At 73.6% G+C, this 23,499-nt stretch carries 23 protein-coding genes; 5 read left to right on the forward strand and 18 right to left on the reverse strand.

The genetic code is table 11. The features are described from left to right. Window position 1: 1 nt before the first annotated feature. The 9 genes from ACSQ2D_RS14380 to ACSQ2D_RS14420 all read right to left on the reverse strand — a co-directional run bounded on the left by ACSQ2D_RS14380 (window position 2) and on the right by ACSQ2D_RS14420 (window position 11,181). Window positions 2-1,888, reverse strand: coding sequence for a Na+/H+ antiporter (locus ACSQ2D_RS14380; protein WP_435986616.1), 1,887 nt, complete (start codon window positions 1,886-1,888; stop codon window positions 2-4). A 47-nt stretch (window positions 1,889-1,935) separates the two neighbouring features. After that, on the reverse strand, window positions 1,936-3,117 hold the full coding sequence (locus tag ACSQ2D_RS14385; RefSeq protein WP_435986617.1) for a DegT/DnrJ/EryC1/StrS family aminotransferase: 1,182 nt from the start codon (window positions 3,115-3,117) through the stop codon (window positions 1,936-1,938). Continuing rightward, the gene (locus ACSQ2D_RS14390; protein ID WP_435986618.1) at window positions 3,114-4,190 is read right to left on the reverse strand and encodes an SDR family NAD(P)-dependent oxidoreductase; all 1,077 of its coding nucleotides are present in this window, start codon (window positions 4,188-4,190) and stop codon (window positions 3,114-3,116) included. Before ACSQ2D_RS14390 ends, ACSQ2D_RS14385 begins: the two co-directional genes overlap by 4 nt. A gap of 88 nt (window positions 4,191-4,278) precedes the next feature. After that, window positions 4,279-5,334: a nucleotidyltransferase family protein gene (locus ACSQ2D_RS14395; RefSeq protein WP_435986619.1), complete on the reverse strand. Its 1,056-nt coding sequence runs from the start codon at window positions 5,332-5,334 to the stop codon at window positions 4,279-4,281. Beyond that, on the reverse strand, window positions 5,331-6,551 hold the full coding sequence (neuC, locus tag ACSQ2D_RS14400) for a UDP-N-acetylglucosamine 2-epimerase (RefSeq protein WP_435986620.1): 1,221 nt from the start codon (window positions 6,549-6,551) through the stop codon (window positions 5,331-5,333). Before neuC ends, ACSQ2D_RS14395 begins: the two co-directional genes overlap by 4 nt. Before the next feature lie 3 nt (window positions 6,552-6,554). Continuing rightward, window positions 6,555-7,613, reverse strand: a complete 1,059-nt coding sequence (locus ACSQ2D_RS14405) for an N-acetylneuraminate synthase family protein (protein ID WP_435986621.1) — start codon at window positions 7,611-7,613, stop codon at window positions 6,555-6,557. Then, window positions 7,610-8,254: a NeuD/PglB/VioB family sugar acetyltransferase gene (locus ACSQ2D_RS14410; protein ID WP_435986622.1), complete on the reverse strand. Its 645-nt coding sequence runs from the start codon at window positions 8,252-8,254 to the stop codon at window positions 7,610-7,612. The genes ACSQ2D_RS14405 and ACSQ2D_RS14410 overlap by 4 nt, the downstream gene beginning before the upstream one ends. Then, window positions 8,251-9,669 carry a hypothetical protein gene (locus tag ACSQ2D_RS14415; protein WP_435986623.1) on the reverse strand — a complete coding sequence of 473 codons (1,419 nt, stop codon included), beginning with the start codon at window positions 9,667-9,669 and terminating at the stop codon, window positions 8,251-8,253. Before ACSQ2D_RS14415 ends, ACSQ2D_RS14410 begins: the two co-directional genes overlap by 4 nt. A 75-nt stretch (window positions 9,670-9,744) precedes the next feature. Further along, window positions 9,745-11,181, reverse strand: a complete 1,437-nt coding sequence (locus ACSQ2D_RS14420) for a lipopolysaccharide biosynthesis protein (protein WP_435986624.1) — start codon at window positions 11,179-11,181, stop codon at window positions 9,745-9,747. A 94-nt stretch (window positions 11,182-11,275) separates the two neighbouring features. Here ACSQ2D_RS14420 and ACSQ2D_RS14425 point away from each other — a divergent pair, with 94 nt between their 5' ends. The 3 genes from ACSQ2D_RS14425 to ACSQ2D_RS14435 are packed head-to-tail and all read left to right on the forward strand — an operon-like array spanning window position 11,276 to window position 13,886. Next, window positions 11,276-12,316, forward strand: coding sequence for a Gfo/Idh/MocA family protein (locus ACSQ2D_RS14425; RefSeq protein WP_435986625.1), 1,041 nt, complete (start codon window positions 11,276-11,278; stop codon window positions 12,314-12,316). Then, a complete protein-coding gene (locus tag ACSQ2D_RS14430; protein ID WP_435986626.1) occupies window positions 12,313-13,101 on the forward strand; it encodes a cytidylyltransferase domain-containing protein in 789 nt (262 codons plus the stop codon). Before ACSQ2D_RS14425 ends, ACSQ2D_RS14430 begins: the two co-directional genes overlap by 4 nt. Then, entirely contained in the window at window positions 13,098-13,886 is a 789-nt protein-coding gene (locus tag ACSQ2D_RS14435; RefSeq protein WP_435986627.1) for an SDR family oxidoreductase, read from the forward strand. Before ACSQ2D_RS14430 ends, ACSQ2D_RS14435 begins: the two co-directional genes overlap by 4 nt. Window positions 13,887-13,917: 31 nt before the next feature. Here ACSQ2D_RS14435 and ACSQ2D_RS14440 read toward each other — a convergent pair whose 3' ends face one another. Beyond that, entirely contained in the window at window positions 13,918-14,937 is a 1,020-nt protein-coding gene (locus ACSQ2D_RS14440) for an LLM class F420-dependent oxidoreductase (protein ID WP_435986628.1), read from the reverse strand. Between the two features lie 118 nt (window positions 14,938-15,055). Between ACSQ2D_RS14440 and ACSQ2D_RS14445 the strand changes: the two genes are divergently transcribed. Both ACSQ2D_RS14445 and ACSQ2D_RS14450 read left to right on the forward strand, forming a co-directional pair. Further along, window positions 15,056-15,523: a CoA-binding protein gene (locus ACSQ2D_RS14445; RefSeq protein WP_435986629.1), complete on the forward strand. Its 468-nt coding sequence runs from the start codon at window positions 15,056-15,058 to the stop codon at window positions 15,521-15,523. Window positions 15,524-15,530: 7 nt separating this feature from the next. Beyond that, window positions 15,531-16,208 carry an alpha/beta fold hydrolase gene (locus tag ACSQ2D_RS14450; protein ID WP_435986630.1) on the forward strand — a complete coding sequence of 226 codons (678 nt, stop codon included), beginning with the start codon at window positions 15,531-15,533 and terminating at the stop codon, window positions 16,206-16,208. Window positions 16,209-16,263: 55 nt separating this feature from the next. On the opposite strand, the gene purE is transcribed toward ACSQ2D_RS14450, so the two are convergent. The 8 genes from purE to ACSQ2D_RS14490 all read right to left on the reverse strand — a co-directional run bounded on the left by purE (window position 16,264) and on the right by ACSQ2D_RS14490 (window position 23,490). Beyond that, window positions 16,264-16,797 (reverse strand): 5-(carboxyamino)imidazole ribonucleotide mutase, encoded by a 534-nt coding sequence (gene purE, locus ACSQ2D_RS14455; protein ID WP_435986631.1) that lies wholly within the window; start codon window positions 16,795-16,797, stop codon window positions 16,264-16,266. Then, window positions 16,794-17,990: a 5-(carboxyamino)imidazole ribonucleotide synthase gene (locus ACSQ2D_RS14460; RefSeq protein ID WP_435986632.1), complete on the reverse strand. Its 1,197-nt coding sequence runs from the start codon at window positions 17,988-17,990 to the stop codon at window positions 16,794-16,796. The genes purE and ACSQ2D_RS14460 overlap by 4 nt, the downstream gene beginning before the upstream one ends. 21 nt (window positions 17,991-18,011) lie before the next feature. Next, on the reverse strand, window positions 18,012-18,665 hold the full coding sequence (locus ACSQ2D_RS14465; RefSeq protein ID WP_435986633.1) for a GtrA family protein: 654 nt from the start codon (window positions 18,663-18,665) through the stop codon (window positions 18,012-18,014). A 41-nt stretch (window positions 18,666-18,706) separates the two neighbouring features. Further along, window positions 18,707-19,735 (reverse strand): sensor histidine kinase, encoded by a 1,029-nt coding sequence (locus ACSQ2D_RS14470; protein WP_435986634.1) that lies wholly within the window; start codon window positions 19,733-19,735, stop codon window positions 18,707-18,709. A 2-nt stretch (window positions 19,736-19,737) separates the two neighbouring features. Beyond that, a complete protein-coding gene (locus ACSQ2D_RS14475) occupies window positions 19,738-20,415 on the reverse strand; it encodes a response regulator transcription factor (RefSeq protein WP_020145846.1) in 678 nt (225 codons plus the stop codon). Between the two features lie 108 nt (window positions 20,416-20,523). Then, the gene (locus ACSQ2D_RS14480; protein WP_435986635.1) at window positions 20,524-21,369 is read right to left on the reverse strand and encodes an enoyl-CoA hydratase/isomerase family protein; all 846 of its coding nucleotides are present in this window, start codon (window positions 21,367-21,369) and stop codon (window positions 20,524-20,526) included. 20 nt (window positions 21,370-21,389) lie between these two features. Then, entirely contained in the window at window positions 21,390-22,547 is a 1,158-nt protein-coding gene (locus ACSQ2D_RS14485; protein ID WP_435986636.1) for an adenylate/guanylate cyclase domain-containing protein, read from the reverse strand. A gap of 7 nt (window positions 22,548-22,554) precedes the next feature. Then, complete coding sequence (locus ACSQ2D_RS14490; protein WP_435986637.1) at window positions 22,555-23,490, reverse strand: biotin--[acetyl-CoA-carboxylase] ligase; 936 nt, start codon at window positions 23,488-23,490, stop codon at window positions 22,555-22,557. Between the last annotated feature and the right edge of the window lie 9 nt (window positions 23,491-23,499).

A 23,499-nucleotide genomic window follows, 5' to 3' on the forward strand; every position in this document is an offset into this window, starting at 1 on the left:
TTCAGCCGACGACCTCGTCGACGAAGCACCAGCGCCACGCCTCACCCGGCTCGATGGAGCGCATCACGGGGTGCTGCGTCTCGTGGAAGTGCGCCGTGGCGTGCTTCATCTCGGAGGAGTCGCAGCAGCCGACGTGCCCGCACTGGAGGCACAGACGCAGGTGCACCCACGTCGTGCCGTCGCGCAGGCACTCCTCGCACCCCTCTGGCGTGCGCGGCTCGACGCACGTGTCGGTCTCCTGCAGGTGCTCGCACGGGGCTTCGATCGTGTCCACGGGCAACATCTCACTCTCTGCCAGGCGGCTCTCCTGGTCGTCGATGCGGTCGAGCATGGTCTCTTCGAGGTCGAGGGTGCTGAGGACGACACGGAGCACGACGTGGTCGGCTCGCCCCTCGTCGCGCAGCCGGAGGACCTCGTCGCGCTCGGCCTGCAGCATCTGCATCCGGGCCCGTCGGTAGCGGACGCTCGGCGTCTCGTCGTCGTTGCCGCTGCGCGGCCCGAGGCGCTCCCACATCTGGTTGAGCCGGTCCTCGGAACGGGACCGCAGCATCTCCCGCGTCGCCTCGTCGACGTCGTCCATCCCGTCGAGCACGTCGAGGCCGGACCGCGTCGCGGCCTGCAGCACCGTGGCCGCCTGGAGCGCGTCCTCGCGGGGGTCGGGCCCGCGCACGTCGAGCCAGCGGGCCAGGGCAGGCAGCGTCGTGCCCTGGATGAGCAGCGTGCCGATGGTGACGACGACCGCGATGAGGACGAGCACCTTCTGGTGCGGCGTCTCCGGGGGCAGCAGCAGGGCCGCGGCGAGCGTCACCACACCACGCATGCCGGCCCACGACAGGACGACGGTGTGCGTCCACGGGGCGTGGGCCTCGATGCGGAACACCCGCGTGCTGAGGAAGCGGAACGGCACGATCCAGAGCGGCCGCAGGACCAGCACCGCGACGAGCGTGCCGACCGCGGCGAGCGTGATCTGCCCGGCCGACAGGCTCGAGGTGCGGACGTCGGCGATGACGTAGAAGACCTGCAGGCCGATGAGCAGGAAGACGGCGTTCTCGAGGAGGAACTGGATCGAGGTCCAGTTGATCCGCTCGCTGAGGCGCGAGGCACCGGTCTGGGTGCGAGGCGACTTGTGGCCGAGGACGAGACCGGCCGTCACGACGGCGATGACCCCGGAGGCGTGCAGCTCCTCCGCCGGGACGTACGCCGCGAAGGGCACCATGAACGACAGCACCGTGTCGAAGGCCGGCTCGGTCGAGAAGTGCCGGCGCAGCACGGAGACGACGAGCGCCACGGCGACCCCGATCGCGATGCCTCCGACCGACGCCCAGGCGAAGTCGAGCACGACGCCACCGAAGGACACCCCGCCGGAAGCCACCCCCGACGCGAGGCCCGCCGCGGCCAGGGCCGTGCGCAGGGAGACGAGGGCCGTGGCGTCGTTGACGAGCGACTCGCCCTCGAGGATCGACACGAGGCGTCGTGGCAGCCCGATGCGGCGGCCGACCGCCGTGGCCGCGACCGCGTCGGGCGGCGCGACGACCGCGCCGATCGCGAAGGCGACCCCGAAGTCGAGACCGAGCACCCACCGGAGGAAGAGCGCCACCCCGAGCGCCGTGAAGAGCACGAGCCCGACGGACAGGCTGAGGATGACGCCCCGGTTGTTGCGGAAGTCCACGAGCGAGGTCTGGATCGCGGCGGCATACAGCAGCGGCGGGAGGATGCCGAGCAGCACGATGTCGGGGCTCAGGGCCACCTCGGGCACGAACGGCAGGTAGGAGCCGAGGATGCCGATGACGATGAGGACGAGGGGCGGCGGCAGGTCGAACCGGTCAGCGAGCCACGACCCGCCCAGGACGGTGGCTGCGATCGCGAGCAGCCCGATGGCGATCTCCACGTCGACATCCTGCCCCACCTCGGGGCTCGGCGCGTCGGCCGTCCGGACTAGACGAAGAAGGCGCGCACCGCCGCGACGACGCGGTCCTGGTCGGCCTCGGTCAGCTCGGTCGCGCAGGGCAGCGAGAGACCGCGCGCGAAGAGGCCGTCACCGACCGCCCCGCCGACCAGTGGCGCCGACAGGAACGGCGGCTGGTCGTGCAGCGGCCGCCACAGGGCCCGCGCGCCGACGCCGAGCCCGTTCAGGTGGTCGAGGAACTCGTCGCGTCCACGCCCGTCGGACTCGGGCACGAGGACCGAGTAGAGCCAGTACGTCGCGTCGAGCCCCTCGACGCGCGGCGGCAGGACGAGCGGGAGGTCGGCGAAGGCCTCGTCGTAGCGGGCCGCGATGCGGTGCTTGGCCGCGACGAACTCGTCGAGCCGCTCGAGCTGGGCGAGGCCGAGGCCGGCCGCGATGTTCGTGAGGCGGTAGTTGTAGCCGACCTCGTCGTGGAGGTAGCCGACGTCGGGCACCTTCGCCTGCGTCGTCAGGTGACGGGCGCGCGCGGCGAGGTCGTCGTCGTCGGTGACGATCATGCCGCCGCCGCCGGTCGTCGCGATCTTGTTGCCGTTGAAGGAGAAGCAGCCGATCCGGCCGACCGTGCCCGTGTGGCGCCCGGCGTAGGGTCCGGCCGTCCACGTCGCGCCGAGCGACTCCGCCGCGTCCTCGAGCACGGGTATGCCGTGTCGGTCGCAGGCGTCCATGAGGGGTCCCATGTCGGCGGGCTGCCCCAGCACGTGGACGACCTCGACGACCTTGGGCTGGGTCTCGCCCGCGGCGGCGCGGCGGTCGAGCTCGGCGGCGAGCAGGGCGGGGTCGATGTTCCAGGTCGTCCACTCGGCGTCGACGAGCACGGGCCGCGCGCCGCAGTAGGCGATGGGGTTGACCGAGCCGACGAAGGTGAAGTCGGAGCAGACGACGTCGTCGTCGCGCCCGACGCCGAGCAGGAGCAGGCCGATGTGGATCGCGGCGGTGCCGGTGGCGCAGGCGATCGCGTGCCTCGACCCGACCCGCTCGGCGAAGCGCTGCTCGAACTCCGAGACGAAGGGTCCGACGGACGAGACGAAGCCCGACTCGACGGCCTCGAGGACGTAGCGGCGCTCGAGCTCGCCGATGTTGGGCACGGCGAGCGGGATCGTGCCCTCGGGTCCGCGCGCTCCGGGAGCGTGGGCCTCGCCGGTCGCCGTCACCGGTGGTACCGCCCGGCGGTCTCGGGGTCGACGCGCGGCCGCAGCCACTCGGCCGTGGCCGCGAGGCCCTCCTCGAGCGACACCGTGGGCGCCCAGCCGAGCACCTCGTTGGCGAGCGAGGGGTCGGACAGCAGGATCTGCACCTCGGACCCCTCGGGCCGGATGCGGTCGCTCTCGGTGACGATCTCGGCGTCGCTGCCGGTGACCTTGCGGCACAGCTCGACGACGTCGCCGACCGAGACCGTGCGTCCGGTGCCGAGCTGGATCGTCGTGCCGGGTGCGACGTCGGCCAGCGCAGCGCGGACGAAGCCGTCGGCCGTGTCGGCGACGAAGGTGAAGTCGCGCTTGGGCGTCACGTCACCCAGCTTGAGCTGGCTCGCCCCGGCGAGCAGCTGCGACAGGACGGTCGGGATGACGGCGCGCGTCGACTGGCGGGGACCGAACGTGTTGAACGGGCGCAGCGTCGTCACCGGCGTCTCGAAGGACAGGGCGTACGACTCGCACATCTTGTCGGCCGAGATCTTCGTCGCCGAGTAGGGCGACTGGCCGCGCAGCGGGTGCGCCTCGGTGATCGGCACCGACTCCGGCGTGCCGTAGACCTCGGACGTCGACGTGTTGACCATCCGAGGCGTCCCGTGACGGCGTACGGCCTCCAGGACGTTGAGCGTGCCGATGACGTTGGTCTCGACGTAGGAGCGGGGAGCCACGTAGGAGAAGGGGATCGCGATGAGCGCCGCGAGGTGGAGCACGACGTCGACGCCCTCGGTGGTGGCCATGACGTGCTCGGGATCGCGGATGTCGCCGAGGACGACCTCGGCCTGCCCGTCGCGGACGGCGGCCTTGAAGGCGTCGGACTCGTCGAGCCAGCCCGTCGACCCGTTGGAGTTGTAGAGGCAGAAGGCGCGCACGTGCGCGCCGTCGGCGAGCAGCCGCTCGACGACGTGCGACCCGATGAAGCCGTCGGAGCCGGTGACGAGGACGGTCTTGCCGGCGACCGATCCCTCGACGGGTCGCGCGGTCAGCTCGATCTCGGGGATGTCACCGTTGGCGCTCTGGCCGGAAAGTGTTGTCACAGCTGCCTTTCGTCGTCCGTGTGTCCTCGTATGCTGTCCGTCACGTCGAGCGTGACCGTGGCGGTCGCGTCGTCGCTCAGGCGCGCGCTCACGTCTCGCCCTTCGCGCGGGCCAGGTCCTTGGGGGTGCCGACGTCGATCCAGTCGCTCTGGATCGGCCACGCCGTCACCGGCTCGTCGCGCTCGAGGCACGTCTCGACGAGGCCCGGCATCGTGCTGGCGCGCCCGGTGGGCAGCCACGCGAGTGCTCGCGGCTCGACGGCATACACGGCGGCGTTGATGTCGAAGCTCAGCGTCGGCTTCTCCGAGACGCCGGTGACGCGCCCGTCGGTGCTCTCGACGACGCCGAACGGCACCTCGTGCTGGTAGGTGCGGGTCGCCACGGTGACGGCGGCGCCGGTGCGTCGGTGGGCGTCGAGCAGGTCGCTCGCGTCGAACTCGACCATGAGGTCGCCGTTCATGACGAGGACGGCGTGCTCGAGGTCGGGTCGCTCGTCGCGCAGCAGCGTCAGGGAGCCCGCTGTACCGAGGGGTCGCTCGGGGTCCTCGCGGAGGTAGCGCACGGTGCAACCGAGGCGCGACCCGTCCCCCAGGTGCTCCTCGATCTGCTCGGCGAGGTAGTTGACGCTGACGTAGATCTCGCGGATGCCGTCCCCGACGAGCCCGAGGACGATCCACTCGAGGATCGAGCGCCCCGCCACGGTCATGAGCGGCTTCGGGGTGTCCTTCGTCAGGTCACCGAGGCGCGTGCCGCGGCCGCCGGCCATGACGACGGCGACGTTGGGCAGCGGCGCCGACCCGACGACGTCGGAGAGCGTGTGGAGGCCGACGAGGGTGCGGTCGTCGGCGAGCTCGGGCACGGCCGAGATGCGCAGCGCCTGCATGAGGTCGAGGACGAGTGCCCGCGGTGACCCGGCGGCGACGAAGTGCGGCGTGCGCGTCGCGTGGTCGAGGGCGAGGTCGTCGAGGCTCGTGCCCTTGAGGAAGGCACGGCGCAGGTCTCCGTCGGTGAGCAGCCCGGCGAGGCGGTTCTCGTCGTCGACGAGCAGGCACACGAGGTTGCCGCTGCGGTCGACGACCTCGAGGGCGTCGCGGATCGTCGCGGTGGTCGGCGCGCACGCCGCGCGCAGGTCTCGCGCCGTCACTCCTCCTCCTCCTCGTTCGTGTCGCGGGTCCGCTGCCGGCCCGGCGTCGGCGCCGGCCGCAGGTCCACGAAGTGCTTGGACCGCGGGGCGAGCGCCGCTGTCCGAACGATATCGAGGATGGCGGCACTCGCCGTACCGGTGCCGTAGGGGTTGGCGACGTGCGCCGAGTGCTCCCGCCACCGGGGGCTGAGCGCGGTGCGCAGCGCGGCCTCCACGGCCTCCCGCCCCTCCCCCGCGTGCACGACGTTGTCGCCGCGCAGGCGACCGCGCTGGCGCTCGCCGATGTCGACGGCAGGCACGTGCAGGGTGGCGGCCTCGATGACACCGGAGCTCGAGTTGCCGACGACCACGTCGGCGGCCGCGAGGACGCGCGGGTAGTCGCGGCCGAGGGCGGCGACGAGCCGGAGGCGGGGCTCGCTCTCGGCGAGAGCGCTCAGCGCCGTGAGGATCTCGTCGCGACCCTCGTCCATGCCGGGGTGGGTGGCGACGACCGTGCCGCACGTGGCCAGCGCGGCCTCGGCGGCCTCGCGCGCCCACTGCCCGACGGGCGCATCGGGCTGGGCGGTCGGCGGGTGGTAGGTGAAGAGCCCGAGCGGTCGCTCGACGCTCGTGCCGAGGACGTCGCCGAGGTCGGCGTCCGAGATCGGCGTCGCGCTCGCCAGCCGGTCGAGGCCGGGCGCGCCGGTCACGTGGACGCGGTCGGCCGGCTCACCGAGCTGGCGCACCCGCGCCGCGGCGTCCTCGGACGCGACGCAGTGCTGGTCGGCGAGCTTGGTCACGGCGTGGCGCACCCGTTCGTCGAGCGCCCCTTCGGTCACCTCTCCCCCGTGCAGGTGCACGACCGGCACGCCGAGCAGGACGGCCGGTGGCACGACGTAGAGCAGCTCCCAGCGGTCGCCGAGGACGACGAGGACGTCGACGTGCCCGTCACGGAGGGCACGGCCGGCGGCGCGGGCGAGCAGCGCACCCTGCTCGAGCTGGGCGTCGACCGTCACGTCGGACATCGGCTCGGCGAGCGGCACGACGATCTCGCGCCAGACCCCCCGAGGGGCGCTCGTCGGCAGGGCCGCGACGAGGTCGTCGGCGGCATACATGACCCCGGTCAGGACGCGCAGCGTCACGTCGTCGGCCGACTGCAGGGCCTCGAGGACCGGCGACAGAGGTCCGAGGTCGGCGCGGGTGCCGACGAAGACGGCGACCGTGGGCGTGACGGCCACAGGTCAGCCGACGAGGTCGGTGTCGGTCACGGGAGCCCCGGCCTCGACGGCGCGGGCCAGGACGCGTCCGCGGATGTCGACGGCGGGGCTGACGCCGCCCTCGGGGCGCAGCAGCTGCAGGTCGGTGCCCGCGAGCTCCGTGCCGGCCGGCATGGCGTGCGCGGCGTGCCACGACCGGCGGACGAGGACGGCGTTCTCCTCCTCCGAGGGCATGCGCACCTTGACGCCGTCACCGAGAGCCAGGGCGAGCTGCTTCGTCGTCGCGACGTAGTCGGTGAGGGCGTCCGGCTCGAGGCTGGCGAGGTGGTCCGGGCCGGGGAGCGTGCGGTCGCTCGTGAAGTGCTTCTCGAGGATCGGCGCCCCGAGCGCCACGGCGCCGAGCGCCGTCGTGAGCCCGGGGGTGTGGTCCGACCACCCCACGGGTATGCCGTGCAGCTCGGTCAGGCGCGGGATGACCCGCAGGTTGCACTCCTCGACGGGCGCCGGGTAGGCCGAGACGCAGTGGAAGAGCACGAGCCCCGGCGCGTCGGCGCAGGCCTCCACGGCTGCCTCGACCTCGTCCTGGGTGCCCATGCCGGTGGAGACGAGCAGGACGACCCCGAGCCGTGACATCTCGCGCAGGTAGGGCAGGTTCGTCAGCTCTCCCGAGCTGACCTTGAGGGCGGGCAGCCCGAGCTCGACGAGCATCTCGGCGCTGTCGAGGTCGAACGGGGTCGACAGGAAGGTCGTGCCCGCCTCGGTCGCGTGGTCGCGCAGCTCGACCCACGCCTCCTTCGGCAGGGTGAGCGCCTCGAGCAGGCTGCGCTGGTCGGCGCTGCCGCCGCGGTCGCGCTGGTAGGGCGTCGTCGCTGCCGCCGACGAGACGAGCTTGTCGGGTGAGAACGTCTGGAACTTCACGGCATCCGCGCCGGACGCGGCTGCGATGTCGACGAGGCGGTGGGCCAGCTCGATGTCGCCGTTGTGGTTCACGCCGGCCTCGGCGATGACGTAGACGTCGCCGGGGGTCGGGACGTCGACGTCGCCGATCGCGACCGGTGTGACGGCGTTCAGGTGGTCGCTCATGCGGTGCCTCCGGTGGGGCGCGTGGCTGCGGGGACGCCGACGACGGTCTCGCCGTCGGCGACGTGGGCGGTGACGACGGCGCCGGCCCCGACCGTGGCGCCCGCCCCGACGGTGACGCCGGGCAGGACGCGGGCGCCGCTGCCGACGAGCGTGCCCTCGCCGACGGTGGCGGCGCCCAGGAGCACGGCGCCGGGCGCGACGTGGGTGCCGGCGCCGACGATGCAGTCGTGCTCGACGACGGCGGCGGTGTTGACGACGACCGCGTCACCCAGGCGGCTGGCGGGTCCGACGTGCGCGTGCTCGAGCACGACGCTGCCCGCCCCGAGGAGGCTGCGGGGCGAGACCGTCGCGGTCGCGGCGACGACCGGCGGGACGGAGAGCCCGCGCGCCACGAGCTCGCGCACGAGCCGCGCCCGGGCCGGGTTGGCGCCGATGGCGACGACCGCGTGCAGCCCCTGCGCCGCGACGAGCTCGAAGGCCGCCCGGTCGTCGGCGAGCACGTCGACGTGCCAGGGCTCGCCCGCCGGGGCGGCGCCCGAGACCGCGACGACGGTGTGGCCGGCGCGCTCGAGGACGTCGACGACCGAGCGAGCGTGACCGCCCGCGCCGAGGACGACCCAGCCGGGCTCGCCGGACGTCATGTCGGACCGCCCCCGTGGCCGAGTGACGCCGCGGCCTCGCCGAGCGCACCACCGACCTTGCGGATGTTGTCGGGCTCGAGGACGGCGGGCACGCGCGGCGGGTCGAGCACGAGGCCCTCCCACGAGTTGCGCACGTAGTCGTGGACGAACCAGTCGTCGATCGAGGCCTGGTCGGCGCGCAGCGACTCCCAGCCACGGTCGGCGACGAACTGCGTCAGGTCGTCGGGCGAGTCGAGCCGCGCGACGTTGCCCAGGCCGCTCCACGGCATCTCGGCGCCGGTGACGACAGGCAGGCCGAGCAGGCCCGCCTCCAGGCCGACCGTGCCGGTCGCGGTGACGGTGAAGACCGCCTGCTTCATCAGCTCGCGCGAGTCGGCGAACGGGTCGATCGTCGCGATGTTGGGGTGGGCGTCGAACTGCGGCCAGTAGTCGGGGTCGCGGCGCCACATGAAGTGCGCGTGCTCCTTGACGGCGACACCGATGTCGAGCGGCGCCAGCGCCTCGGCGAGCACGCGGGCGGTGTAGGCCTGGTCGCGCCACTCCTGGCCCATGACGTCGGCGCTCGACTCGGGCTGCACCTGCAGCGGCAGGAAGACGAACTTCTCCGGCACCGGGTCCCACCGCCGGTCCTGGTACTCGCGCAGGTTGAGGCGGGCCTTGACGGGGTTGAGCCACGGCAGTCGGGCGTAGTCGGAGGGGCGGGGCAGCTGGAGGTTCGCTCCCCGGTCGACGGCGAACTCCTTGAGGCGGTCGCTCGCGAGACGCCAGATCTCCTGACCGGTCTCGACCCGGAGGTTGCGGGCGAAGCCCATCGGGCGGCCCTGCTCGGCCCGCCACGTGTCGATGAACGCCCGGCCCGCGGCCTCTGCCGACGGGTCCTCGACCTGGCGCTCCCACAGGGTGATCCCCTTCGGCGCGCCGATGAGGCCGAAGCGGTCGGACGGGAGGCGTATGCCGCGTGGCCAGGTCGCGAGGCCGCCGTGGTGGGTCACGAGGCCCGCCGTGAGCAGCTCGGAGGTCACCGTGAACTCGACGAGGGCGAGCACGGGGCCGCGACCGGCGACGGCCGCCTCGAGCTCCTCGGCGGCGAGGTTGAGGAAGTTCATCGCCGTGTCGACGCGGTTGCGACGCAGGGCCCGCTCGGACACGAGCAGGTCGAGCGGGTCGAGCCCGACGCCGGCACAGGCCCGCTTGAGAGCCGCGTGGGGCGCGAGGCCACTGACGACGTTGGCCTTGCGCGCGGCGGCATACGGCAGCCGGACGGTCGTGGCGCGCGGCGCGTGCCTGCGCACCCACGCGAGGTTGGCGTCCGTGCGGACGACGAGGATGAGGTCCTTCGTCTCGAAACCCGCGTGCACGAGGGCCGGGACGAGGAGGTCGTCGTAGCCCAACCCCATGTGGACGAGCGGTGTCACCACGAAAGCGTCTCTCCTGCGGTCGGTGCGGGTCGGTGCGTGCCGGATCGAGGTGAGCCGGGCGAGCGCCTCATCCTATCCGCGCAGCGTGCGCAGGATCCGCGGCGCGACGGCGGCGGCACCCGCCCCGACGAGGACGGCGAGGACGACCCGCAGCCACGCGGCGGGCCCCTCGAGCGGCAGCACCGCACCGACGAGCGCCAGGGCGACGCCGGCGAGCGCCACGGCGGCGGCCCGCGGGGGCCAGCGCAGCGGCGAGTGGGTCTGCGCGAACCACGTCGTCAGCGCCATGAGCACGACGTAGCCCACGGCCTTGGCGACGGCGACGCCGACGACCCCGCCCGTCGGGCCGGAGCCCGGTGCGAGCCAGAGCGAGACGAGGACGAGGACCGCGAGGGCGACGAGGGCCGCCCACGCGAGCCGGCCGGTGCGCTCCGCGTCGAGCACGGCGAGCGACGAGCCCTGGTAGAGCATGTACGACACCGACACGGTGCAGATGACGCCGAGCGCGCCGACCATGGCGACGTGGTCGAAGCCGGGGTCGGCCATGACGGCGACGAGCCACGGCCCGAGCAGCGCCACCCCCGCCGCGCCCGCGGCGACGACGGTCGTCAGGGCGGTGCCGGTGCGTGCCGTCCAGGCCCAGCGCCGCTCCAGGGGGTGGGAGAGCACGAGCGGTCCCCAGGCGTTGAAGAGGGCGACCGCGAGGACGAACGGCATGTTCCCCAGCTGGAGCGCCACCTGGTAGGTGCCGGCCCCGGCCTCACCGACGAGGGCGCGGGCGAGCAGGACGTCGCCCGAGAGCAGGCCGAGCATCGCGGCCGCCTGCGGCAGCAGCGGCGTGGCCAGGCGGATGCCCGCCCGCACCCGCTCGCGCTCGACCGTGGGCGGCAGCGGGCGACCGAGGACGAGTGCCAGGACGGCCGTGAGCACGACGACCCCGGCGTATGCCGTGAGGTACGTCCCCGCGGTGGGCTCGTCACGCGCTGCGAGGAGTCCCGCGAGCTGTGCCCCGACCGTGGCGAGCACGGCGAGCGCGAGGAAGCCCCAGGGCTGGAGACGCGCCCGCATCAGCGTCTGGCCGGCCACGACGGTCGTCAGGGCCACCGCGGCCACGACGAGCGGCACCCACTGGCGGAGGTCGGCGTGCCCGGCTGCGGAGAGGACGAGCGCCAGGACCAGCCCGACGACACCGAGCGCGAGGGCGAGCAGGACCATCGTGCCGGCGAGCGCCCGCGCGACGCGCGGCCCCTCGGCGCCGCGGTGGTGCTCGCGGAGCACGACCTGGGGCAGTCCGGCGGCGGCGATGGTGCCGACCATCTGGACGACGACGAGACCCGTTGCGACGCGACCGAACTCGACGGCTCCGAGCACGCGCGTGGCGAAGGGCAGGACGAGGAGCACGCCGAGGCCCTGCAGGGCCGTGCCGACGAGGTAGACCACCGAGTGCGCCCCGAGCGAGGCGCCGGGACGGCCGTCGGGGGGCGCGGGGCTTCCGGGCGGGCTCGTCACAGACCGAAGGTACCGGTGCCGGGCCTGCCGACCGGTCAGCCGCACAGGGCGGTGGACGTGCGCGCCCGGACCTCGCGTCCTCTAGCCTGCAGGTGTGCCCAGCCCGTCTCCGTCGCCACTGCCCGTGGTCGTCCGCGGCTCCGGCTCGATCGGGCAGCGTCACGCACGCGTCTTCCGGCAGGAGGGCGCCGACGTCGCCCTGTGGCCGGTGCGCGACCGTGGACTCGGGCCCGACGCCGTCGACGACGCCACGGGAGCGCGCCTCCTCGACGACGCGACGGGCCGGGCCGCCATGGCCGACACCCTCGTCGTCGTCGCGACCGACACCTCCCGGCACGTGGCCGACGCGATCGAGGCGCTCGACGCGGGGGCGCTCGCCGTCCTCGTCGAGAAGCCCGTCGCCGCGACGGTCGACGACGTCCTCGCCCTGCGCGACCACCCGCGGGCGGTCGACGTCTGGGTCGCGGCCCCGCTGCGCGCTCACGAGGCGTTCCGGCACCTGCGCCGTCTCGTCGGGCGCATCGAGGGCAGCGCATCGGCGCACGTGAGATCCCAGTCGTGGCTCCCCGACTGGCGACCGGACCGCGACTACCGCGCGTCCTACTCGGCACGCCCCGACGAGGGCGGCGTGCTGCGCGACATGGTCCACGAGATCGACTACGCCACCGTGCTCTTCGGCCGCCCCGACCTCGTCGGCTCCCACCTCGAGACGACCGGCCCGCTCGACATCGGGGCCGAGCAGGCCGCCACCCTCCTCTGGACGACCGAGCACCCCTTCACCGTCACCGCCCGGCTCGACTACGTCACCCGCCCCACGTCCCGCGGGGTCGTCGTCCACTCCCCCGACGGCATCCTCGAGTGGGACGTCACGCGGGCGGTGGTGCGGCACACGACCTCCGAGGGCGAGGTCAGCGAGCAGGTCTTCGACCACGACCTCGACCGCGACATCGTCATGGGCACGCAGGCCCGGGCCGCCCTCGACCTGCGGCCGTCGGCACCCGCCGCCCAGCGCCTCACCCGGGGTGCCCCGGCCACCCTCGCCGAGGGCATCGACGCCGTGCGGCTGTGCGACGAGGCCCGTGCCGCCGGGGTACGAGCGGCCCCCACCGACACCGACCCCGAGGACGCCTCGTGACCGACCTCCGTCCACCCCGCGTCCTGGCGGTCATCCCCGCGCGCGGTGGCTCGAAAGGCCTGCCGGGCAAGAACATCCGCCCGATGTGGGGTCTGCCGCTCATCGCTCACAGCGTCCGCGCGGCAGCCCTGACACCGGAGGTGACGCGATGCGTCGTGACGACCGACTCGGCCGAGATCGCCGACGTCGTGCGCGCCCACGGCGGGGACGCCCCCTTCCTGCGCCCGGCGGAGCTCGCGGCCGACGACACCCCGATGGCCCCGGTGGTCCGGCACGCCCTCGAGTGGGTCGAGCACGACGAGGGCACCGCCTACGACGCCGTGCTCCTGCTCGACCCGACGAGCCCGGCCCGCGTGCCCGCCCAGCTCGCCGAGGCCGTGACGCGCCTCGCGGGCGACCCGGCGCTCGACGGCGTCATCAGCGTCTCCGAGCCCACCTTCAACCCCGTCTGGGTGGGGGTGCGGCCCGACGACGGGCGCGCCGGCGCCCTCTCGCGCTACTTCGAGGCAGGCACCGGCATCACCCGACGCCAGGACGTCGGACGCTTCCTCCGGATCAACGGCAACTTCTACCTCTGGCGGGCCGACTTCGTGCGCCGCCTCGAGGCCTCGTGGTTCGACGAGGGCACCCACGCGGGCCTCGAGATCCCCGAGGCGCAGGCCTTCTCGATCGACGACGAGTACGAGTTCCGGCTCATCGAGGCCCTGATCGGTGCCGGCCTCATCACGCTGCCCTGGCTGGACGTCCCTGCGCCGGCCCAGGCCCCGACGGAGGAGTCCCGATGACGACCGCACCCACCACGTCCCTCGAGGGTCGCACCGCGGTCGTCACCGGAGGCGCCGGCCCGCTCGGCCGCGTGCTCGCCGACGCCCTCGCGACCGCGGGCGCCCGCGTCGTCGTCGTCGACCTCGACGAGGCCGCCTGCGCTGCGACCGCGAACGCGCTCCCCGGCGCCACCCACGTGCCGCTCGGCGCCAACCTCCTTGATCCGCAGGGAGTCTCGCGCGTCGTCGATGCCGTCCGTGACATCGGCGCCTGTGACGTGCTCGTCAACAACGCCGCCTTCACCGGCACCTCCGGGGTCCCCGGGTATGCCGTCCCGTTCGACGAGCAGACCGACGACGCCTTCGCGATGGCGCTGGCGCTCAACCTCACCGCGCCCTTCTCGCTGACCCGGCAGCTCGCGCCCCTCCTGCGCGCCTCGGGACACGGGAGCGTCGTCAACGTCTCGAGCATCTACGGGCTCGTCGGGCCCAACATGGGCCTCTACGAGGGGACCCGGATGGGCAACCCCGCCGCCTACGCCGCGAGCAAGGGCGGCATCGCCCAGCTGACGCGCTACCTCTCCACCGTGCTGGCCCCCGAGGTGCGGGTCAACGCCTTTGCCCCCGGCGGCATCGCCCGTGGCCAGGACGACGCCTTCGTCGAGCGGTACGAGCGCCTGACCCCCATGGGCCGGATGGGCACCGAGGACGACTTCCGCGGTGTCGTCACGTGGCTCGCGTCGGATGCCTCGGCCTACGTCACCGGCCAGGTCGTCGCCGTCGACGGCGGCTGGACGGCCTGGTAGCAGGCCGTCCAGCCGAGCGCCGCGAAGACCGTCAGCCCTTGAGCTCGGGAGCGACCGTCTGCTCGAAGAGCTCGATGCCCGAGCGGTCGTAGGCGGCCTCCGCGAAGTACGTGATGGCATACGTCATCCCGCGGGCCTCCATGTCCTTGAGGGTCGTGACGATCTTGTCCGGCGTGCCCACCGCGGGCTGCGTGCGGAGGTCCTCCACGGACGCGGCGGCCTTGTCGTCGGCCACACCGCCCTTGCGGAGCAGCTCGCCATAGAACTGGAGGCGGTCCTCGACGTCGGCGTCCGTCTCGCCGATGACGACGTTGTAGTTGGCCGAGCGCACGATCTCGCCGAAGTCGCGGCCCCGGTCGTCGCAGTGGCCCTTGAGGATCGCGCTCTTGTGGTCGAAGCCCTCGGCGGTGCCGTCGAAGTTCGTGTAGTCGGCGTACTCCGCCGCGATCTTGAGCGTCACCTTCTCGCCGCCTCCGGCGATCCACATCGGGATCCCGTTGAGGGCGCTGCCCGGGTGGCTCGTGCCCTGCAGCGGCCGCGGGGCGCAGAGGGCGCCGTCGACCTGGTAGTACTTTCCGTCCAGCGTGGCCGAGCCCGTCGTCCACATGTCGCGGAAGACCTGGACACCCTCGCGCAGGGCGCCGAGGCGGTCGCCGGCCTTGGGGAAGCCGTAGCCGTAGGCGCGCCACTCGTGCTCGTACCAGCCGGCGCCGATGCCCATCTCGGTGCGGCCGCCCGAGATGACGTCGACGGTCGCGGCGACCTTGGCGAGGTAGGCGGGGTTGCGGTAGGCCATGCACGTGCACATCTGGCCGAGTCGCACCCGGCTCGTCGCGGCCCCGAAGGCGGCCATGAGCGACCACGCCTCGTGCGTCGCCTCACCCGACGGCTGCGGCACCGTGTGGAAGTGGTCGTAGACCCAGATGGACTCGAAGACGTCTCCGTCGTCGGCGTGCTTGGCGAGGTTGACCATGGCTTCCCACTGCTGGGCCGGCTCGATGCCGACGAGGTCCATACGCCAGCCCTGGGGAACGAACATTCCGAATCGCATCCCGCCATCCAACCACGGCCGGCTGGACGTCGTCCGGGCGCGATGCGCGCGGGATCCGGGCGCGATCCGGGCCCGATCCGGGCGCGATCGGTGGGACGTCGCGTGTGAGGATGGCGGCATGAGTCCGCACCACCACAACGACCCGGACGTCATCCGGGACCTGCTGCACACCCCGGCCACGTGGGCCGTCGTCGGCCTCGGTGACAACCCCGACCGCACGGCCTACCGCGTCTCCCTGTGGCTCCAGCGCGAGCTCGGCATCCGTCTCGTCCCGGTCCACCCGAGCGCGGCCACGGTGCACGGCGCGACGGGTCACCAGACCCTCGCCGACATCCCGGACGGCACGGTCGTCAAGGTCGTCGACTGCTTCGTCAACAGCAGGCGCGTGGGTGCGGTCGTCGACGAGGCGATCGCGGAGCGGGAGCGGCTCGGCATCGAGGCGCTGTGGCTGCAGCTCGGCGTCGTCGACGAGGACGCCGCCGCCCGCGCCGAGGCGGCCGGGCTCTCGGTCGTCATGGACACCTGCCCCAAGATCGAGTACCCCCGCATCCAGCCCGGTGACGGCGCGTCGGCCGTGACCGACTGACCCGACCGTGGCTGCGGTCGCGCTCCACGCCCGGCGCTGGGGCGGGCCGGGCGGTCTGCCGCCTGTCCTGCTCGTCCACGCCACGGGAGACACCTCGGCGGACTGGGGCGAGGTGGCCGAGGGCCTCGCGGACGACCGCCTCGTCGTCGCCGTCGACCTGCGCGGTCACGGCGCGAGCCCGTGGCCCGGCAGCTACGCGCTGTCCGAGCTCGCCGACGACCTCGTCGTGGTCGCCGCCGACCTCGCGGCCGAGGCCGGTCGCCCGGTCGATGTCGTCGCCCACTCGCTCGGCGGCCTCGTCGCGTGCCTCCTCGCGAGCCGTCGGCCCGATCTCGTCCGGCGCCTCGTCCTCGAGGACGTGCCGGTCCCCCACCCGCGCGAGCCGCGTCCTGCGCACCGTCCCGGCGGCGACCTCCCCTACGACTGGGAGGCGGTGCTCCAGGTGCGCGCCCAGATCGACGACCCCGACCCGCACTGGCCGCACGTGGTCGCCGGGATCACGGCCCCGACGCTCGTGGTGTGGGGCGGTCCGAGCAGCCCGATGCCGGCCGAGCACGTCACGGAGATGGCCGGGACCGTCGCCGACGGCCGCCTCGTGCGCATCGACGCGGGACACCTCGTCCACGCCCACCAGCCCGGCGTGTTCACGGCCGCCGTGCGCGGCTTCCTCGCGCAGCCGGACTGACGACGGGCGTACGCGGGCAGCCCGGTCCGCAGCCGCCGCGGGGTGGGACGACGGCTCAGTCCGTGAGGCCGCGGGCGACCTGCTCGCGCAGCGACGCCCCCTTGGCGTGCGCCTGGTCGCGCAGGTCCGCCTGGAAGGTGACCATCCGCTCGCGCACGTCGGCGGCGAGCTCGTCGGTGCCGGTGCCGACGATGCGTGCGGCCAGCAGTCCGGCGTTGCGCGCGCCACCGATCGACACGGTCGCGACCGGCACACCGGCCGGCATCTGGACGATCGAGAGCAGGGAGTCCATGCCGTCGAGGTACGTCAGCGGCACCGGCACCCCGACGACCGGCAGCGGCGTCACGGACGCGAGCATCCCGGGCAGGTGAGCGGCTCCCCCGGCGCCGGCGATGACGACGCGCAGGCCGCGCTCGGCGGCGTTCTGGCCGTAGGCGATCATCTCGTCCGGCATCCGGTGGGCCGACACGACGTCCGCCTCGTAGGGGATGCCGAACTCCTCGAGCGCACGGGCGGCCTCGCGCATGACGGGCCAGTCGCTGTCGCTGCCCATGACGATGCCGACGACGGGCGCGGGGCTCTCGGTCATTCGGTGATCACTCCTCGGAGGTAGTCGGCGGCGTGCCCGGCGCGCTCGCGGGCCTCGCCCAGGTCGGGGCCGCTGACGTTGACGTGCCCGATCTTCCGGCCGGGGCGCACGCCCTTGCCGTAGACGTGCACCTTGGCGCCGGGGTCGCGAGCCATGATGTGGCGGTAGGCCGGATAGAGGTGCTCGTAGTCGCCGCCGAGGACGTTGGCCATGACGGTCCAGGGCGCCCGGGGGCGGGGGTCGCCGAGCGGCAGGTCGAGCACGGCGCGCAGGTGCTGCTCGAACTGCCCCGTGACGGCGCCGTCCATGGACCAGTGGCCGCTGTTGTGCGGCCGCATCGCCAGCTCGTTGACGACGTAGGCGGACGTGCCGCCCGTCCCGGGCCGCACCTCGAACATCTCGACGGCGAGCACTCCGGTGACACCGAGCTCGCCGGCGATCCGCAGGGCGGCCTCGGTGGCCACCGAGGCGAGGTCGGCGTCGAGGGCCGGGGCGGGGGCGAGCACCTCGGTGCAGATGCCGTCGGTCTGGACCGTCTCGACGACGGGCCACGCCGCGGCCTGGCCGGACGGACTGCGAGCGATGAGGACGGCGAGCTCGCGGACGAAGTCGACCTTCTCCTCGAGGAGCAGGCCGTGCTCGAGCGGGCCGGGCTCGCCGATCCGCGAGATCCAGTCCGTGAGGTCGCTCGCCGAGGACGCGACCGCCACGCCCTTGCCGTCGTAGCCGCCCCGCGGGGTCTTGGCGATGATCGGCCAGCCGACGTCGTCACCGAAGGCGGTGACCTCCTCGGCGGTCGTGGCCCGCGCCCAGCGGGGGCACGCGATCCCCAGGTCGGTGAGGCGCTCGCGCATCGCGAGCTTGTCCTGGGCGAAGTTGAGGGCGGCGCGCGTGGGGTGGATGGCCACGCCGTCGGCCTCGAGCGCCTCGAGCACGGCCGGCGGCACGTGCTCGTGGTCGAAGGTGATGACGTCGCAGTGCTGCGCGAAGGCGCGGACCGTCTCGAGGTCGGTGTGCTCCCCCACGGGTGAGCTCGGCACGACGAGGGCCGCCGCCGCGGTGTCGCTCTCGGCGAGCACCGACAGCTGGACGCCGAGCTCGACCGCTGGGCCCTGCATCATGCGGGCGAGCTGTCCGCCGCCGACGACGCCGACGACGGGGAATCCTCCGGGGGCGCGCTTCGGCTGGGTCACGACGCCCAAGCGTAGCCGTCGTCAGCCGAGCGGGTCGTGGCGGCCCGGGACGGCGCCGGCCCTCCGGTCCGCGTCGCTCGGCTCGGGCAGCTCCTCGCCCTCGTCGGAGAGCACCGCCTCGACGTGGCTGGGATCGGCGAGGTCGGGGTGGTGGGCGCGCACGGCGGCGAAGGTCCACAGCTTGTTGAGCACGAACGAGACGGGGGTGACGACGGCGATGACGATGAGCTGCGCCCAGTAGAGCCGGGTGCGGAAGCCCGTGGAGTCGTCGAGCACCGTGGGCGAGAGGTGGATCGGTGAGTCGAGGTGCATGAGCAGCGTCAGCAGGACGAGGCCGATGACCTGGCCGAGCAGACCCACGGCGAGGAACGGCCAGTACTCGTGCCACCAGCGGGCGTGCTTGCTCGTGCGGAACGTCCACGTGCGGTTGAGCTGGAAGTTCCAGAGGTTGGCGACGAGGAAGGCGATGGTCGAGTAGACGTGGTACCAGCGGACGTTGAACTCGGTGCCCGGCACGCCGACGATCGCCTGGTCGAAGCTCGGTCCGAGCTTCTTGACGACGACGAGGGTGAGGAGGTTGACGAGCACGCCCGAGACGCCAACGGCTCCGAACCGGAGCAGCAGCAGCCAGTTGTGCCGGTGGCGCACGAACAGGAACTCATGCAGGCGCCTCACCGGGGCACCCTACCCCGGCCGGCAGGGGGTCCCGTGGGCGTTCAGTCGGTCTCGGCCTCGGAGAGGAAGAGCGCGAAGCGTGCCGGCTGGGCCTGGACGAGGTCGAGGCGACCGCCGTTGGACTCGGCGAGGTCGCGCGCGAGGGCCAGACCCAGACCGGTGCTGCCACCGGCGCCGCTGCTGACCGAGCGCTCGAAGATGTGGGGGGCCATCGCGGCGGGCACGCCGTCGCCCTGGTCGCTGACCTCGACGATGACCGACGGGCCGGAGCGGCGCGCGTGCACGTCGACGGTGCCCCGACCGTGCACGAGGGAGTTCTCGAGGAGCGTCGAGAGCACCTGGGACAGCGCGACCGGCGTCGACCGGACGAAGAGGCCGCGCTCGCCGCGCACCCGCACCGACCGGCGGGCCTGCTCGAAGGCGGGCTGCCACTCGCGCTGGAGGGCGGCGATGACGGAGTCGAGCGACACGGCCGGCGACGGCCCACCGGATCCGCGGGTGCGGCCGAGCAGGTCGTCCACGACCCGGGTCAGCCGCTCGACCTGCGCGATCGCGATCGTCGCCTCCTCCTTGACGACCTCGGCGTCATCGGTCTCGGAGATCTCCTCGAGACGCATGAGCAGGGCCGTGAGCGGGGTGCGCAGCTGGTGCGAGGCGTCGGCGGCGAAGTCACGCTCGGCCGCGAGCGACTTCGTCATGTCGTGGGCCCGACGGGTCATGACGCCCGACACGTGGTCGATCTCGTCGATGTCGGAGTGCACCGGCGTCAGACGCGCCTCACCGGCCGCGAATCGGGTGGCGAGGTGGACGAGCTCCTGGGAGGACCGCTCGACGTGGGCCCGGGTGCCCGAGGTGGCGAGGTAGGCGGCGGCGCCGCTCAGCGCACCGACCCCGAGCATGACCGCACCGAACCGGGCGATCCCGACCGAGGGCTCCGAGGCGATCCACGCGGTGACGGTGCCGGGTTGCTGCGTCACCGCCCAGACGACGACCACCGTCGAGAGCAGCACGAAGAGCCCGGCGCAGACGACTGCCCCGACGAGCGCCATCCGGTCGAGCACCCGGCGCACGGTCAGTCGACCTGGGGACGCTCGAAGCGGAAGCCGACACCACGCACCGTGGCGATGTACTGCGGGGAGGTCGCGTCGTCGCCGAGCTTCCGGCGCAGCACCGAGATGTGCATGTCGAGGGTCTTCGTCGACCCGAACCACGCGGTGTCCCAGATCTCGCGCATGAGCTGCTCGCGAGAGACGACCTTGCCCTGCTCGCGCACGAGCACCCGCAGCAGGTCGAACTCCTTGGCCGTCAGCTGCAGCTCCTCACCCTTGAACCAGGCGCGACGCCCGTCGGAGTCGATGCGGACGAGCTCCCCGGAGGCGACGACCTCGGTGGGGGTGCGCCGCAGCAGCGCCCGCACCCGCGCGAGCAGCTCTGCGAGACGGAAGGGCTTGGTGACGTAGTCGTCGGCCCCGGCGTCGAGCCCCACGACCGTGTCGACCTCGTCGGCGCGGGCCGTGAGGATGAGGACGGGGATCGCGCGGCCCTCGGCCCGGATGCGGCGACACACCTCGAGCCCGTCGATCTTCGGCAGGCCGAGGTCGAGGAGCACGAGGTCGGGGTTCTCCTTGGCACCGTCGAGCGCAGCGACACCGTCCTCGCGCACGTCGACGTCGTAGCCTTCTCGCCGCAGCGCACGCGCCAGCGGTTCGGAGATGGCTGGGTCGTCCTCCGCCAGGAGCACTCGGGTCATGTCACCGTCCTCAGGATCTGCCGGCCCGGGGGTGCACCGACCGTCGTGAGCCTATCGACAACGGCCCGATTTGCACCCTGACGCCCCCGCGACACGGCAGATGGGGCCTCAGCGACCCGGCCAGACCGGGCGCCGCTTCTCCGCGAAGGCGGCCACACCCTCGCGGCGGTCGCCCGAGAATGCCGTCGCGCGCCAGCAGCCGTCCTCGATCTCCAGGCCCGCGTCGAGACCCACGTCGGCGCCGAGACGCATGGCCCGCTTGGCGTTTCGCAGCCCGATCGGCGAGTTCGCCGCGATCGTCCGGGCCAGCTCGAGGGCCCGGTCACGCGCGGTGCCGGCCGGGACGACCTCGTCGACCGCGCCGAGCTCGAGGGCCTCGGCGGCCGGGAGGCGCGCGGCCGTGAAGATGGCCCTCGCCGCGCGCGACCACCCGACCCGACGCACGAGCAGCTGGGTGCCACCGCCCCCCGGGATGACACCGACGCTGACCTCCGGCAGCCCGACGACGGCGCCCTCGCCGGCGACGACGAGGTCGCAGGACAGGGCCAGCTCGAAGCCACCCCCGAGCGCGAAGCCGTCGACGGCGGCGATGGCCGGCACCGGCAGGTCGAGGACGCCGCCGTAGGCCGCCCGGGCGACGGGGCGCTGCTCCATGAGGTCCGCGTCCGAGAAGGCGTTGCGCTCCTTGAGGTCGGCGCCGACGCAGAACGCCTTCGCGTGGCTCGAGGTCAGCACGACGCAGCGCACCGACTCGTCCGCCGCGACCTGAGCCGTCGCCGCCGCGATGGCGCGGGCCATCGCCGTCGACACGGCGTTCATCGCCTCGGGTCGGTCGAGGACGATCTCGGCGACGTGGGCGAGCTCGGGGTCCTCGAAGCGCTCGACGCGCACGAGGGCGGGCTGCCCCGACCCCGCGCTCGCGGTGGCGTCGGCTGCGGTCGGCTCTGACGGCATACGAGAGTCTCCTTCGGGGGTCACGCGTCGGTGCGCGACGTGGCTCGGTGGGTGGTGTCGGGGAGCGGCTCGCCCGAGACGGAGCGGCGCCCGGCCGACGTCGCACGGCGGAGCAGCGAGGGCGTGACGGGCCCGACGCCGCGCAGGATGCGCCGGCGCTGCCCCGTCAGCTCGAACCCGGAGAGGCTCGCGAGCTCTCGCGCCATCGTCGCGTCGACGAGGACGCTGCCGGCCTGGGCCACGGCGGTCAGGCGCGAGGCGCGGTTGACGGTGGTGCCGAAGACGTCGCCGAGGCGCGAGATGATCGGGCCGCGCGCCATCCCGCACCGCACGTCCGGCAGCACGTCGTCGTCGGTCATCGTCTCGACGAGGTCGAGCGCGATCGCCGCGGCGGGTGCGGCCCCCATCGTCGTGAAGAGCACCTCGTCGCCGACGGTCTTGATGAGACGGCCGCCGTGGGCCGTGATGACGTCGGCCGAGAGCGCCTCGAAGCGCGACACGAGTCGGGCGAGGTCGCGCTCGGACATGCGGCGCACGAGCGCCGTGAAGTTGACGAGGTCGGCGAAGCCCACCGAGCGCATCTTCGTCATGCCGTAGGACTCCGGGTCGGCGTCGGCGAGCATGCGCGCGACCGTGGCGGACAGGTGCCGTCGCCAGGCGTAGACGAGGAGCGGCTCGAGGCGGTCGGTGAGCACGGCGAGGCGCTTCGCGGTCTCGGTGGCGGTCTCGAGGCTCGGGACCGAGCGCGACTCGTGCTCGTCGTCGTCGCCCTCGTCGGCCAGCGCCGCCGTCATGTGGTTCTCGACGGCCTCGGCGATGAGCTGCGACTGCCAGCCGGCAAGGCGGTCGGCCGAACGCGCGAAGGCACGGGTCATGGCGAGTGCCGTGGGCTCGTCGAGCAGACCGTCTCGCACGATGCCCGCGACGGCGGCGAGCGCCTTCTGGTCGGCCTCGGTGAACAGCTCGTCGTCGGTGTCGACGACGGGGAAGCCCAGGGCGTGCCAGAACTTGCGCGCCGAGAGCAGGGAGACCTCGGCGCCGCGGCTCACCTCGCGGCGGCGCAGCTCGAGCGGACGCCCCAGCAGCCGCTCCGTGTAGTCCTCGCTCGCCCGCCCGACCGGCTCTGAGCCCTCTGGGCCCTTCGAGCCCTGGGTGGCCTCGGTGCCCGGCTCGGTCATGGCCCGATCATGCCAGTCCGCCGGCCGCGGGCCGGACGTGGACGACGTCACCGGCCGCGAAGGTCCGCACGCCGTCGTCGGTGCGCACGACGAGGGCGCCGGCGTCGTCGACGCCGACCGCGGTGCCCTCGACCGCGACCCCCGTGGGCAGGTGCACCCGGACCGTGAGCCCGATGGTCGAGCAGGCCTCCCGGTATGCCGTCCGCACCCCGGCCGCCCCGGCCGCCCCGTCCACCCCGTCCACCCCGTCCACCCCGTCCGCGCCCGACGGGCCGGTGCCGACACCCGCTCCGGCGAGCACGGCCGTCAGCTCGTCGAGGTAGGCGACGAGCACGTCCTCGCGCCGCACCCGGGCCCCGGCGAGCGCCAGGGACGTGGCGGTGTCGACCGGCAGCTCCTCGCGGGTCTGGTCGACGTTGACCCCGGTGCCGACGACGACCGCCTGCCCCCCGACGCCGGACCCGAGCGTGACGAGCTCGCAGAGGATGCCGCTCAGCTTGCGGTCACCGTCATCGGCCAGGAGCACGTCGTTGGGCCACTTGAGCCTGGCCGTGAGGGCGTGCCCGGAGGACTCCGTCACCCGGCGCACGGCCCGCGACAGCGCGAGCCCGGCGAGCAGCGGCATCCAGCCCGCCTGCGCCGGGTCCGTGACCGGCACGGCCACGCTGACGGCGAGCGAGGCCCGGTCGGGCACCGTCCAGGCCCGGCCGAGACGCCCGCGCCCGCCGGTCTGGTGGTCGGTGACGACGACCCACCACAGCCCGCGGTCGTCAGGAGCCCGCCCGGCGGCGTACGCCCCCGTCGGCTCGGCCGCGCCGGTCAGCAGCTCGCGCAGGCGGGTGTTCGTCGACCCGAGGGCGGGGTGGAACTCCACCCCGCGCCACGGCCGTCCGGACGTGACCAAGGCCGCACTCACAGTCTCGATGTCGAGCGAATCGCGCACGTCCACAAG

The organism is Terrabacter sp. LjRoot27, assembly GCF_964254175.1.
Taxonomy (GTDB): Bacteria; Actinomycetota; Actinomycetes; order Actinomycetales; family Dermatophilaceae; genus Terrabacter.

What these genes read in the sequence shown, in the direction of transcription:
- ACSQ2D_RS14405 (WP_435986621.1), bottom strand. Translation starts at nt 7,613, where the DNA reads ATGAGCGACCACCTGAACGCCGTCACACCGGTCGCGATCGGCGACGTC.
- ACSQ2D_RS14410 (WP_435986622.1), bottom strand. Translation starts at nt 8,254, where the DNA reads ATGACGTCCGGCGAGCCCGGCTGGGTCGTCCTCGGCGCGGGCGGTCAC.
- ACSQ2D_RS14435 (WP_435986627.1), top strand. Translation starts at nt 13,098, where the DNA reads ATGACGACCGCACCCACCACGTCCCTCGAGGGTCGCACCGCGGTCGTC.
- ACSQ2D_RS14440 (WP_435986628.1), bottom strand. Translation starts at nt 14,937, where the DNA reads ATGCGATTCGGAATGTTCGTTCCCCAGGGCTGGCGTATGGACCTCGTC.
- ACSQ2D_RS14445 (WP_435986629.1), top strand. Translation starts at nt 15,056, where the DNA reads ATGAGTCCGCACCACCACAACGACCCGGACGTCATCCGGGACCTGCTG.
- purE (WP_435986631.1), bottom strand. Translation starts at nt 16,797, where the DNA reads ATGACCGAGAGCCCCGCGCCCGTCGTCGGCATCGTCATGGGCAGCGAC.
- ACSQ2D_RS14475 (WP_020145846.1), bottom strand. Translation starts at nt 20,415, where the DNA reads ATGACCCGAGTGCTCCTGGCGGAGGACGACCCAGCCATCTCCGAACCG.
- ACSQ2D_RS14480 (WP_435986635.1), bottom strand. Translation starts at nt 21,369, where the DNA reads ATGCCGTCAGAGCCGACCGCAGCCGACGCCACCGCGAGCGCGGGGTCG.
- ACSQ2D_RS14485 (WP_435986636.1), bottom strand. Translation starts at nt 22,547, where the DNA reads ATGACCGAGCCGGGCACCGAGGCCACCCAGGGCTCGAAGGGCCCAGAG.